This is a genomic window from Aurantibacter crassamenti, from assembly GCF_016811105.1.
Taxonomy (GTDB): Bacteria; Bacteroidota; Bacteroidia; order Flavobacteriales; family Flavobacteriaceae; genus Aurantibacter_A; species Aurantibacter_A crassamenti.
Genome location: NZ_JAFBGM010000001.1, coordinates 410,120 through 423,150, shown reverse-complemented (window position 1 = coordinate 423,150; position 13,031 = coordinate 410,120). Strand labels below are relative to the sequence as shown.

The following is a 13,031-nucleotide window of genomic DNA, read 5'->3' as shown; positions in this document are numbered from 1 at the left end:
CTTCGTTAGAAGGCTTTTTTAATGGGGAAAAAAATGAAAATGGGGTTTCTTATTTGAGTTTGAAATCTTATATTTGCAGCCTGAAAAAAGAGTGCTTCCGAATATTTAGGAAGTTCTTGCGTCAGAAGCCTTTAATCCTAAATAAAAAATACGTTGACAATGGCTAAAGTTACAGGTAAAGTTGCACAAATCATCGGCCCAGTAATCGATGTTGAATTCGGTTCAGGTGATGTGCTTCCGAAAATTTATGATTCACTTGAAATTAAAATGGCCAATGGCTCTTTATTAGTTTTAGAGGTTCAATCACACATAGGTGAAAATACAGTTCGTTCAATTTCAATGGACTCTACTGATGGTTTAAGTCGAGGTACTGAAGTAGTTGCTACTGGTAGTGCTATTCAAATGCCAATTGGTGATGATGTATATGGAAGACTTTTTAATGTAATTGGTGATGCAATTGACGGTTTAGGCAATTTGCCTAAAGCTGGTAATGATGGTTTGCCAATTCACAGAGAGGCTCCAAAGTTTGAAGATTTAACTACTACAACAGAAGTTTTATTCACAGGTATTAAGGTTATCGATTTGATTGAGCCTTATGCAAAAGGTGGTAAAATTGGTCTTTTTGGTGGTGCAGGTGTTGGTAAAACAGTTTTGATTCAAGAATTAATTAACAACATTGCAAAAGGTCACGGTGGACTTTCAGTTTTTGCAGGTGTTGGTGAAAGAACAAGAGAAGGAAACGATTTACTTCGTGAAATGCTTGAATCTGGAATTATAAAATATGGTGATGATTTCTTGCATTCTATGGAAGAAGGTGGATGGGATCTTTCTAAGGTTGATAAAACTGTAATGAAAGAATCAAAAGCAACTTTCGTATTTGGTCAAATGAATGAACCACCAGGAGCACGTGCTCGTGTAGCTTTATCAGGTTTGACTATTGCAGAATATTTCCGTGATGGAGCTGGTGAAGGTCAAGGTAAAGATGTACTTTTCTTTGTTGATAATATCTTCCGATTTACACAAGCAGGTTCTGAGGTGTCAGCATTATTAGGTCGTATGCCATCTGCGGTAGGGTACCAACCTACATTAGCAACTGAAATGGGTGCAATGCAAGAGCGTATTACATCAACAAAAAGAGGTTCTATTACTTCTGTACAGGCGGTTTACGTTCCTGCGGATGATTTAACAGATCCAGCACCAGCTACAACATTTGCGCATTTAGATGCCAATACTGTACTTTCAAGAAAAATTGCTGAATTAGGTATTTATCCAGCAGTGGATCCATTAGATTCTACTTCTAGAATTTTGACTGCAGATATTTTAGGGAATGAGCATTATGATTGTGCACAACGTGTAAAAGAGTTGTTGCAACGTTATAAAGAATTACAAGATATTATTGCCATCTTAGGTATGGAAGAATTATCTGAAGAAGATAAATTAGCAGTAGGTAGAGCTAGACGTGTACAGCGTTTCTTATCACAGCCTTTCCACGTAGCAGAACAGTTTACAGGTATACCAGGTGTTTTAGTTGATATTAAAGATGCTATCAAAGGATTTACTATGATTATGGATGGTGAGTTAGATCATCTTCCTGAATCAGCTTTTAACCTTAAAGGTACTATTGAAGAAGCGATTGAAGCAGGTGAGAAAATGCTAGCTGAAGCGTAAATAGTTTATGGTTTATAGTTGTTGGTTGCTTAGTTTTCCAACAATCATTAACTAATAACAAACAATTATATATATGTATTTAGAAATCGTTTCACCAGAAGCCACTTTGTTTTCAGGAGAAGTTACTTCAGTAACCGTTCCAGGAGTTGAAGGGGAGTTTCAAATGTTGAATAATCACGCTGCTGTTGTTTCTTTATTACAAGAAGGTAATGTGTCATTTCAAGGTAAGGTAACAATTGATGAAGACCATCAAGATAAATTTAAAACTGGCTCAAAAGGAGAGATGATTCTTTTCATTTCAAGCGGTACAGTTGAAATGAGTGAGAATAAAGTTATTGTTCTTGCTGATTAGAGTTTTTTGATTTAGATATTTGAAAGCCATTTGCACTATGTAAATGGCTTTTTTTTGTTATTATTTCAAAAGTTATATTTAATAATGTTAACCTTTTTTAAAGTTTTACCACTCACTTCCAAGCAACCAATTCTATTTATTACGTCTTAAAACAAACTTATTATTAGTTTATGACTCGTTTTCTTATCGTGTTTTTGTGTTTTACTCTTTATTATGGAACTTGTTTTTCTCAAGAAGACGGGAATGAACTTAACTTTAATAACCAAGTTTCATCTAACATTTCATATTTGGTAATGGGTAGTTTAAACTTGTCGTATGAACGAAGTTTAAGTAAGTATTTTACTATTGGAGTTAGCGGTGTAAATTATGGTAATAATCATAAAGAACTTCGTTTAAGTACTTGGGGTTTTGATTATGCTACAATTTACGAAGTGAACCCATTTGGTAGATGGTATATTAGAAATACCCAGCGTAATAGTCCTTTTTTAGAAATTTTTGGATCGTTCAATAGAAATGAAAAAGAGAATGTTATAGTGCGATTTGATAATGAAGAGGGGTACGGTGTATATGAATACGGAGTAGAGGGTAATGAGAGTTTTGGGGCTGGTGTTGGATTCGGATATAAATTGTTATTGGCGAAAAAAAGATTAGTTCTAGAGGCCCAACTTGGGGTGCGTTCCAATTTTAAGTTTGACTATTTTATTTTGGATGCTGAATTAGTTAGAACCGGCATACGATTAGGATACCGCTTTTAAAATTTAAAAAATGAAGAATATAGTATTAGTATTTCTTTTGTGTTTTTCTTTATTTGGATGTTTTCAGAAAGAAGATGATTATTTTCAACCTCATGTAGAACTTAAAGAAGCATTTGTCTTTGACAATAAAAAAGAATACGCTGTCGGTGACACTATCTATCTTGATTTAAATTTTAGCAGGTATCTTGAGGAAGAAGGGTATTCAAATCTTCTAGATATCTATGAAACTACAGGAGCAGAAAAATTTAGTTAATCTTTCAAAATACTCTGAATTATCAGATAGATATGTTCAAGTCCCAGTTTCAGAAGATTATGTATTTGCTGAAAAAGGAGAAATTATAGGACAATACAACGATATTAATGCGGTCTTAAATAATGAACAAACAATTTATGAATCGCGTATAGGTATTATTCTAATTGAGCCAGGTAGGTTTGATATTTTTGGTCAATCAAGATTTTTTAATATTTTTCCTGTTAATGTCTTACAAGGCAAGGTACATTTTAGTATTTCGCACATATTTGAAGATGAAGTTGCTGAGCGGTTTACATTTACAGTTAAAGAGTAATTCGTTTATCTAAAACATTACTTTGAGAGTATAAGTAGTTTTAATAAAGGTGGTAAATTTGATTTATGCCTAATTTTCCAAAAAAATTACAGTCTAAACTTGCCTCTAGAATAGAATCTGGTGCGTTTCGGAAATTATCTAAACAAGCAGATAAAGTTGATTTTTCTTCAAATGATTATTTGGGTTTAGCTAGAGAGATAGAACTCTCTCGTAAAGCGCTTAAATTACTTATAAATGAAAATTTAGATAAAAATGGGGCAACTGGTTCTCGATTGCTTACAGGGAATCATCCACTTTTCGAAAAATTAGAATTGAATTTAGCCGATTTGTTAGGGTCAGAATCAGCTTTAGTTTTCAATTCGGGTTATGATGCTAATATTGGTTTTTTTTCAAGTATTCCACAACGTGGTGATGTTATTTTTTATGATGAATTTATTCATGCTAGTATAAGAGATGGTATTAATTTAGGGAATGCTAAAAGTTATAAGTTTAAACACAATGACCTTGAAGATTTAAAATTGAAATGTCAAACTTTACGTCAAAATAGTGAAGTTGCCGGACTAAATAATGTTGATATTTATGTTGTTACTGAGGCCATTTTTTCCATGGATGGTGATTCTCCAGACCTTATAGCTTTCGCTAATTTTTGCACCGAATATAAAATTCATTTAATAGTTGATGAGGCGCATTCATTTGGTGTATATGGTAAAAGAGGTGAGGGCCTAGTTAAGTTGTATGGTTTGGAGAATCAAGTTTTTGCACGTATTATAACTTTTGGTAAAGCAATAGGTTGTCATGGTGCTGCAATTGTATGTAGTGCTAGACTCAAAGATTATCTAATCAATTTTTGTCGCAGTTTTATATATACAACAGCAATGCCACCACATGCAATTGCAAGTATTATAATAGCATTAGAATTTTTAAATACTAGGCCCGGAATAATTCTTTCGAAAGAATTATTTATAAATGTGGATTACTTTCTCTCTGAAATTAAAAATGCAAACTTAATTGATAATTTTATTCCTTGTCGTTCTGCTATTCAAAGTTTTCTTGTTCAAGGAAATGAAAGAGCGAGATTTCTAGCTCATAAATTGCAAGAAAAAGGTTTTGATGTAAAACCAATCGTATCACCAACAGTACCTGAAGGTAAAGAGCGTTTGCGGTTTTGTATTCATAGTTATAATACTAAAGAAGAAATTTCAGAATGTTTTAGAATTTTAGCTAAATTTAGTTAATGAATATGGAAAAAGGCTTTTACACACTTGGGGCTTTCTCGTACCCGGCAGATGTGCAGATTATTAAAGGTAAATTAGAATCTGAAGGTATCTCAGTATTTCTAAAAGATGAATACACCTTGAATTCAGACCCTTTGATTAGTGATGCGATTGGTGGCGTTAAAATTCAAGTGAATGAAAATGATAAAGAACGTGCCATTGAAATCTACAATGAGATCAGAAATTATGCTATAGATGATAATGGTGACCCAATTATTTGTCCAAATTGTAAGGCTGAAAAATCAGAAACTTATTATACTAGAAAAGGGATAATTAATAAACTATTTCCATTTTTTGAAAAACGAAAATATCGCTGTACGCAGTGCAACATTATAACACAACCATAAGAATGAAGCGAATCTTTATAACAGGAATTTCAACAGACGTAGGTAAAACAATTGCATCAGCCATTATTGTTGAAGCATTAGAGGCAGATTATTGGAAACCCGTTCAAGCAGGTGATTTAGATGCAACTGACAGTGATAGTATTAGAGGTTTAATAACAAATAGTAAGACGGTAATTCATGAAAGCAGTTATGAATTGACTACAGCAATGAGTCCACATGCAGCTGCTGAAATAGATGGAATACGAATTGAACATTCAAATATTATTGAGCCTCAAACAGAAAATTCATTGGTTATTGAAGGTGCAGGTGGTTTATTGGTTCCTTTAAATGAAGAAGAAACCGTTCTTGATATCATTATGCCTAATTATAAGGTGATTGTAGTATCTCGTCATTATTTAGGAAGCATTAACCATTCACTAATGACTATTAACTGGTTGGTAGAAAGAGGTTATAATGTGGCTGTTTTATTTAATGGAAAAGAGCACCCTACAACAGAAAATATTATTGCGAGTAAAACAGGCGTAACAGTTTTAGGTAGAATTGACGAAGAAACGACTATTGATAAGGCCGCCATTAGAAGATATGCAGATAAATTTAGATCTGTCATTCAGGCTTTATAGGTAAACTTAAGTCATTACCATTTAGAATAGTTTATGAATGGCTGTATGCTCTTTAATTCTCATCTTTGTATTGTGTAAATAGCACATATAATACCACTGTACTAGTTGAAAAATCTTTCTGAAAGAGATCAAAAATATCTATGGCACCCATTGACGCAACATCAAACGGCAGCCCCACGATTGGGTATTGTAAAAGCAAAAGATGCGTTGATTTGGGATGAAGATGGAAATTCTTATATAGACGGAATAGCTTCATGGTATACCGCAATGTACGGACATTGTAATTCCTATATTACTGATGCTATAACCGCACAGATGAAGCAATTAGATTTTGTGATGTTTAGCGGTTTTACACATGAACCTGCCATAAAACTTTCAGAACAACTTATTGAAATTTTGCCTAGTAATCAGAGGAAAATTTTCTTTAATGATAATGGTTCAACTGCCATTGAAGCTGGTATTAAAATGGCGCTTCAATATCATCATAATTTAGGTGAACGAAGAGATACACTTATTGCCTTTGAAAATGGTTTTCATGGGGATACGTTTGGTGCTATGAGCGCATCAGGACTTTCATCATACAACGGGCCATTTGAAGATTTTTTATTGAAGGTCGAACGAATACCAGTACCACAAGAAGATACAATTGATGAAGTGCTTTCAAAATTGGACTATATTTTAAACAATAATTCATGTGCAGCTTTTGTTTTTGAACCACTAGTACAAGGTGCAGCGGGGATGAAATTTCATTCGGCCAAAGGGCTTGATGCTTTAATTCAAAAATGCCAAGAAAATAATGTGATTACTATTGCGGATGAGGTCATGACTGGTTTTGGTAAAACCGGCAAGAACTTCGCTTCTGACTATTTAATAAATAATCCAGATATTATTTGCTTAAGTAAGGCTTTAACAGCAGCAATGTTTCCATTGAGTATTACCAGTTGTAGCCAAAAAGTGTATGATGCTTTTTTAAGTGAATCAGTAGCAAAGGGTTTTTTTCATGCGCATACATTTAGTGCACATCCGATAGGTTGTACTGCTGCCTTAGCAGGATTAGAACTTTTAAATTCTGACGATATTGTAGAACGAAGAGCGTATATAGAAAAGGCACATCAAAGATTTGTTTTGCAAATTGAAAAACATCCAAAAGTAAAAGAAGCACGGTCATTTGGGGTTATTCTTGCAATAGACTTGACCGTTGAGGGTAATAGATATGGTTCGTTTAGAGATATGTTATATGATTTTTATATGAGCGAAGGTGTTAATCTTAGGCCCTTAGGAAATACAATTTATGTTTTACCGCCTTTTGTCATCACTAATGAACAATTAGAGCGAGTTTATAATGTTATTGAACGCTCGTTAGAAATTGTGTAAAAAATATAATAGTGAAAGAACCAATTTATATCACCTCATTAGGCTCAATTTCTGCTTTGGGTTGTTCTTCGGATGAAGTTTGGAAGGCATACCAAAATCATGAACATCGATTTATTAAAAAAGAATTTAATGGTTCTATAGAATGGATGGCACCATTAAATGAATCATCTAATAAAGAAATTGAACTTCTTAGAAAGTCGGATATTAAGTATAAAAACCTTGATGACACCGTCTTGTTTGCAATATTTGCTGCAAGAAGCGCTGCTAGTCAAGCTGGATGGAAAGCAGAAAGCAATTTTGGAATCAACATTGGTTCATCGAGAGGTGCAACTTCACTATTTGAAAAATATCACCAAGAATTTCTTGAAAATAGTAAAACGTCAACTTTGTCTTCGCCAACAACTACTTTAGGCAATATTTCATCATGGGTGGCACATGATTTACAATCTACAGGGCCTGAGATTTCCCATTCAATTACTTGTTCAACTGCGTTACATGCCCTTTTAAATGGTATTGCATGGATAAGTGGAGGAATGGCAGATAAGTTTTTAGTTGGGGGTAGTGAAGCACCTTTAACTCCTTTTACTATAGCACAAATGAAAGCGCTTAAAATCTATTCTCGTGAAGTAGATGACTTTCCTTGTAAGGCCTTAAATCTCACTAAAAAATACAATAGTATGATTTTAGGTGAAGGGGCAGCTATTGTTTGTCTTGAAAAAGGAAAACCTGAGAACGCACTCGCCACAATTGAAGGTGTAGGTTATGCTACAGAAATTTTAGAACATAATATTTCAATTTCCACTGATGCAAAATGTTTTCAGCGTTCAATGCGTATGGCACTGGGTGATTGTGCACCTGATGAAATAGATGTTATAGTAACCCATACTCCAGGTACAATTAAAGGTGATTTGGCTGAATTCAAAGCTATAAATGAAATATTTAAAAAGGATATCCCGTATTTAACTAATAATAAATGGAAATTAGGTCACACCTTTGGAGCCTCTGGAATGTTAAGTGTCGAAATGGCTCTTTTAATGTTGCAACATCAAGAAGTAATTAAAGTGCCCTATTTAGATGCATCTAATACTCCAGGTAAAATAAAAAAAGTGATGGTTAATGCCGTTGGCTTTGGTGGGAATGCTGTAAGTGTAGTGCTCTCTAGTTGAAATATTAGAGCACTTTTTATTTCAATTTTTCATAATTGGGATTTCAAATGCAATTAACCTATTTTTGAGCTCGAATTTGTCATCCTATGAGTGAAACAAGAAACAATTGGTCAAAGCAAGAAATACTTGATATTTACAACAAGCCTTTAATGGAATTGCTTTATGAAGCTGCGACAATCCATAGAGAAAATCACGACCCAAATACAGTACAGGTTTCTACCTTACTTTCAATTAAAACTGGAGGTTGTCCAGAAGATTGTGGTTATTGTCCGCAAGCGGCTCGTTATCATACTGATATTGAAGGAAATGATTTAATGACTGTTTCACATGTTAAAGCTCAGGCTTTACGGGCAAAAGCTTCTGGTAGTTCGCGAGTTTGTATGGGAGCGGCATGGCGTAATGTTAAAGACGGAGCTGAATTTGATCAAGTACTAGAAATGGTACGTACGATTAATAAATTAGATATGGAGGTTTGTTGTACACTTGGTATGATAACTGAAAATCAGGCTAAACGATTAGCTGAAGCCGGATTGTATGCTTACAACCATAATTTAGACACTTCAGAAGATTATTATAAAGATGTAATTTCTACCCGTGCCTTTGAAGATCGCATTGAAACTATCGAAAATGTTCGTAAAAGTAATGTAACAGTTTGTAGTGGCGGTATTATTGGAATGGGTGAAGCTATAGAAGATAGAGCAGGAATGTTGGTAGCGCTTTCTTCTTTGAATCCTCAGCCGGAATCTGTGCCAATTAATGCGTTGGTTGCAGTTGAAGGAACGCCAATGGCAGAAATGGAACCTATTTCTATTTGGGATATGATACGTATGGTAGCAACAACTAGAATTGTATTACCAGATACTCAAGTGCGATTGTCTGCCGGTAGAACCGAAATGAGTAGAGAAGGACAAGCAATGTGTTTCTTTGCAGGCGCAAATTCGATATTTGCAGGAGATAAATTATTGACTACGCCGAACCCTGATGTAAATGAAGATATGGAGATGTTCAAACTTTTAGGTTTGAATCCGCAAAAGCCGTTTACAAAGATCTCACAGCCAAAAACTGTTGAAGCTAAAGATTCACAGTTGCAACCTTTAGGGGAAAAACCTAAGTGGACTAGGCCAGGTCATTCCATTGATCGGAATGAAGCTGCTAAAACTGCAGCAAAAATGACTGAATAGTACTACATTTATATTGTTTTTATTTAAATGAGTTTAACCATCGGTTCTTCGATAGGTTGAATTTGTGAACAATTTGATGCATTTGAAACTACAAGAAATACAACGCGTAGCGACAATTACCAAAGAAGAATTCTTAGAGAATTATTTCAAGCCACAAAAACCTGTAGTAATTGAAGCTTTTGATGGTGGATGGGCTGCAACTTCTAAATGGAGTTTTGAATATATAAAACAAGTGGCAGGTGATAAAATTGTGCCACTTTATGACGATCGACCTGTTCATCATGATGATGGTTTTAACGAGCCTCATGCAGAAATGAAAATGTCAAATTATATTGATCTATTACAAAGCAAACCGACAAAATTTAGAATTTTTCTCTGGAATATTTTAAAGGAAGTTCCAATATTACAGCAAGATTTTAGTATTCCAGATTTTGGAATACGTATCTTAAAAAAGGTACCAATGCTGTTTTTTGGAGGTGAAAATTCGCATACGTTTATGCATCATGATATTGATTTTGCTAATATTTTTCATTTTCACTTTGCAGGAGAGAAACAATGTATACTATTTGCTCAGTCAGAAAATAAATTTCTTTATAGAATACCTTTTTCTATCATCACCCATGAAGGTATTGATTTTTCGAATCCTGATTTTGAAAAATGGCCAGCGTTAAAAAATGCTAATGGTTATACCACAAAGCTAAAACATGGTGAAGTGCTTTATATGCCTGAAGGTTACTGGCATTATATGAAATATTTGAGTCCCGGTTTTTCGATGAGTTTAAGAACCTTGGCTCATAATCCCTTAAATTTTTTAAGAGCAGCGTATAATATATTTTTAATGCGACATATTGATGTTTTGATGCGTAAGTTGAAAGGTCAAAAATGGATAGATGCAAAAAACAAACGTGCAATTACACGCACAAATCGATTATTCTCCGCATAGGTTTATTCTGAATTAAATACATTTGTGCTAAACACTAACACCTTTTAAAATGAAAAATTTAGTATTCGCAGTAGTAACTATTTTATGTGCTACAGTTGGTTTTGGACAAGCTTATGATGGAGCAGGGGATATGAAATTTCAAATTGGTATCAATGCGCAGACTAATGGCACTGGTATTACCGGTAGTTTAGATTATGGTATTGGGCAGAATTTTTCAATAGGCGCAACAAGCACGTATATGTTGGGGGTAAATGAATTAATTAATGTGCCTTTTGTAGATAAATTTGATATTAAAGCAAGGGTTAATGCCAATTTAGGTGATGTTTTTCAACTTGCTGACAATGCAGATATTTACCCGGGTTTAAATTTGAGTATGAAAAATTTTGGTGGGCACTTAGGTGGCCGTTATTTTTTTACAGATGGTTTTGGTGTGTTTGTTGAATTTTATACACCTATAGCAAAGTATAATGATGAGCTAACACCTTCTGAAGAGTTTCACAATCAATTTGCTATAAATCTAGGAGCCTCTTTTAATTTTTAATGAGTTCATTGGCTTTTTCATAAACCAAATGGCTCTCCCAGCCTCTGTAAAATAAATAATCTACTAGTTTTTTCTTTCTTTTTTGTGGATGCGTTTCCCTGATATCAGCAAGTCGCTTTTTAGCTAGTTCATCAAAAGCTAAAAGATATTCATCATTCTCTATTTCTGTTAGTGCAGCGGTGATGTTGTATTTGGTTATACCGCGTTGTTTTAGTTCAGAAATAATTCGGTTTTTGCCCCACTTTTTAATTCTGAATTTTCCTCGTGCAAAAGCTCGAGAAAAGCGCTCTTCATTTAAATAATTTTCTTGAATAAGATGAGAAATTATCTGATCAATAGCTTCCGGAATCATATGCAACTCTTTTAATTTTGTTGTAACATCTTTATGACAGCGTTCTTGATAGGCGCAATAATGCTCTAATTTCTTAGTTGCTTCGGTAAGTGAAAATGCTTTATTGTGATGGAGATTCATTCTTCAAAAGTAAATTGAAAAGAATAATAAATTGAATTTTCACCTAATGAATATTTACTAAAAACAATTACAAACAAAAAAAGCGACCCCATTGCTGAGGTCGCTTTTTTTAATATATAGTTTTACCGTCTTTATCTTTAAATCTGTATTCAAGATAAGTGTAGGCATCACGCGGTTGGATTTTAATCCATTTTTTGTGTTCCATAAACCATTTAGAACGCATTGATGGAAATCCTTTGGTGAAATATGCGGCAATGAAAGGATGTAGATTTAATGTAATACTACTGTCTTTCTTAGGGCCTTTTAACAACTTTTCTAGGTCGGCATTAATTTTATCTACCAAAACTATTGGGGCTTCTATCTCTTGACCCACTCTATTGGGGTCTTCCTCAGTTGTTTTGATATTCATTTCGGGCCGTACCCGTTGTCTTGTAATTTGTATCAAACCGAATTTACTTGGAGGTAAAATCTTGTGTTTGGCACGATCATCTTTCATCTCATCACGGAGATGCTCGAACAACTTCTTTCTGTTTCCTACTTTAACCATATCAATGAAATCTACAACGATTATTCCTCCCATATCGCGAAGGCGTAATTGTCTAGCTATTTCTGATGCAGAAAGCATGTTTACTTCAAGAGCAGTTTCTTCTTGGTTTTTGGCCTTATTTGAACGATTACCACTATTTACGTCTATAACGTGCATGGCTTCTGTGTGTTCAATAATTAGGTACGCGCCTTTACTCATAGAGGCTGTACGACCAAATGAAGTTTTTATCTGTCTGTCAATTCCGTATTTTTCAAATATCGGAACAGATGAGTTGTTGTATAATTTCACAATGGATTCTTTTCCTGGTGCAATTTCTGCGACATAGTCTTGAATTTGCCCAAAAAGTGTTTCATCATCAACGTGAATTCCTGAAAAAGAATCATTGAAGACGTCACGAAGTATTGAAGATGCTCTGTTAAGCTCTACTAAAACTTTCGCAGGGGGTCTCGCCCCTTGTAATTTTTTACACATTGCTGACCATTTATTCAGCAAGTTTTCTAAATCTTTGTCTAGTTCCGCTACTTTTTTGCCTTGGGCTACGGTACGTATGATTACACCAAATCCTTTTGGTTTGATGCTCCGAACGAGCCTTTTCAAACGCTCTTTTTCTTCTTTGCTTTCAATCTTTTGTGAGACTGAAACTCTATCTGAAAATGGAACCATTACTAAAAATCGGCCTGCCAATGATAGCTCTGAGCTAATTCTTGGGCCTTTAGTAGAAATGGGTTCTTTAACTATTTGTACCAATAGTGATTGATTGGCTTTAATGACATCATTAATGGTGCCATGCTTATCAATATCTTTTTCAGGAGGAAAATCTTTCAAGGAATACTCTTTTAGTTTTCCTGAACTAACTTGCTTTATGAACTTTAGCATTGTAGATAGCTGTGGCCCAAGGTCATGGTAGTGTAGAAAAGCATCCTTTTCATACCCTACATTCACAAAAGCTGCATTAAGCCCAGTAACGGGCTTACGTATTTTAGCTAAAAAGACATCGCCAACTGAAAAGTCGTTGTTGTCTTGCTCACTATGCAATTCGGTTAGTTTTCCATCCTTTAATAAGGCAAAATCCACGGCTTCTGAACCAGATCTTACGATTAATTCTATATTCACCTGAATTTATATTTATATCCGCCATTAGCGGATAAATTAAACAATGGTTGAAACAGGCAATATTGCCCGCCGAAATTCACTTGAATTGGAATTTCTATGTCAATGAACGTGT

At 34.4% G+C, this 13,031-nt stretch carries 15 protein-coding genes; 13 read left to right on the top strand and 2 right to left on the bottom strand.

Annotation, left to right across the window (positions count from 1 at the left end; genetic code table 11):
• Positions 1-159 precede the first annotated feature (159 nt).
• The 13 genes from atpD to JQC67_RS01775 all read left to right on the top strand — a co-directional run bounded on the left by atpD (position 160) and on the right by JQC67_RS01775 (position 10,787).
• Positions 160-1,668 (top strand): F0F1 ATP synthase subunit beta, encoded by a 1,509-nt coding sequence (gene atpD, locus JQC67_RS01835; protein WP_203251158.1) that lies wholly within the window; start codon positions 160-162, stop codon positions 1,666-1,668.
• A gap of 73 nt (positions 1,669-1,741) precedes the next feature.
• A complete protein-coding gene (locus tag JQC67_RS01830; RefSeq protein WP_203251157.1) occupies positions 1,742-2,020 on the top strand; it encodes a FoF1 ATP synthase subunit delta/epsilon in 279 nt (92 codons plus the stop codon).
• A gap of 170 nt (positions 2,021-2,190) precedes the next feature.
• Positions 2,191-2,775 (top strand): DUF3575 domain-containing protein, encoded by a 585-nt coding sequence (locus JQC67_RS01825; protein WP_203251156.1) that lies wholly within the window; start codon positions 2,191-2,193, stop codon positions 2,773-2,775.
• A gap of 10 nt (positions 2,776-2,785) precedes the next feature.
• A complete protein-coding gene (locus JQC67_RS01820) occupies positions 2,786-3,028 on the top strand; it encodes a hypothetical protein (RefSeq protein WP_203251155.1) in 243 nt (80 codons plus the stop codon).
• Positions 2,997-3,341: a hypothetical protein gene (locus tag JQC67_RS01815; protein ID WP_203251154.1), complete on the top strand. Its 345-nt coding sequence runs from the start codon at positions 2,997-2,999 to the stop codon at positions 3,339-3,341. The genes JQC67_RS01820 and JQC67_RS01815 overlap by 32 nt, the downstream gene beginning before the upstream one ends.
• A gap of 65 nt (positions 3,342-3,406) precedes the next feature.
• On the top strand, positions 3,407-4,576 hold the full coding sequence (locus tag JQC67_RS01810; RefSeq protein WP_203251153.1) for an aminotransferase class I/II-fold pyridoxal phosphate-dependent enzyme: 1,170 nt from the start codon (positions 3,407-3,409) through the stop codon (positions 4,574-4,576).
• Entirely contained in the window at positions 4,576-4,962 is a 387-nt protein-coding gene (locus tag JQC67_RS01805; protein ID WP_238934437.1) for a putative signal transducing protein, read from the top strand. Before JQC67_RS01810 ends, JQC67_RS01805 begins: the two co-directional genes overlap by 1 nt.
• Before the next feature lie 2 nt (positions 4,963-4,964).
• On the top strand, positions 4,965-5,582 hold the full coding sequence (bioD, locus tag JQC67_RS01800) for a dethiobiotin synthase (RefSeq protein ID WP_203251152.1): 618 nt from the start codon (positions 4,965-4,967) through the stop codon (positions 5,580-5,582).
• 105 nt (positions 5,583-5,687) lie between these two features.
• Entirely contained in the window at positions 5,688-6,956 is a 1,269-nt protein-coding gene (gene bioA, locus JQC67_RS01795; RefSeq protein WP_203251151.1) for an adenosylmethionine--8-amino-7-oxononanoate transaminase, read from the top strand.
• An 11-nt stretch (positions 6,957-6,967) separates the two neighbouring features.
• Positions 6,968-8,122 carry a beta-ketoacyl synthase N-terminal-like domain-containing protein gene (locus JQC67_RS01790; protein WP_203251150.1) on the top strand — a complete coding sequence of 385 codons (1,155 nt, stop codon included), beginning with the start codon at positions 6,968-6,970 and terminating at the stop codon, positions 8,120-8,122.
• Positions 8,123-8,208: 86 nt separating this feature from the next.
• Complete coding sequence (gene bioB / locus JQC67_RS01785) at positions 8,209-9,303, top strand: biotin synthase BioB (protein WP_203251149.1); 1,095 nt, start codon at positions 8,209-8,211, stop codon at positions 9,301-9,303.
• A gap of 76 nt (positions 9,304-9,379) precedes the next feature.
• Positions 9,380-10,246, top strand: coding sequence for a cupin-like domain-containing protein (locus JQC67_RS01780; RefSeq protein ID WP_203251148.1), 867 nt, complete (start codon positions 9,380-9,382; stop codon positions 10,244-10,246).
• Positions 10,247-10,295: 49 nt separating this feature from the next.
• Entirely contained in the window at positions 10,296-10,787 is a 492-nt protein-coding gene (locus tag JQC67_RS01775; protein ID WP_203251147.1) for a DUF6646 family protein, read from the top strand.
• Here JQC67_RS01775 and JQC67_RS01770 read toward each other — a convergent pair.
• Together JQC67_RS01770 and JQC67_RS01765 are read right to left on the bottom strand one after the other, a co-directional pair.
• Entirely contained in the window at positions 10,777-11,259 is a 483-nt protein-coding gene (locus JQC67_RS01770; RefSeq protein ID WP_203251146.1) for a regulatory protein RecX, read from the bottom strand. The genes JQC67_RS01775 and JQC67_RS01770 overlap by 11 nt on opposite strands.
• Before the next feature lie 109 nt (positions 11,260-11,368).
• Complete coding sequence (locus tag JQC67_RS01765; protein WP_203251145.1) at positions 11,369-12,919, bottom strand: Rne/Rng family ribonuclease; 1,551 nt, start codon at positions 12,917-12,919, stop codon at positions 11,369-11,371.
• Positions 12,920-13,031 lie beyond the last annotated feature (112 nt).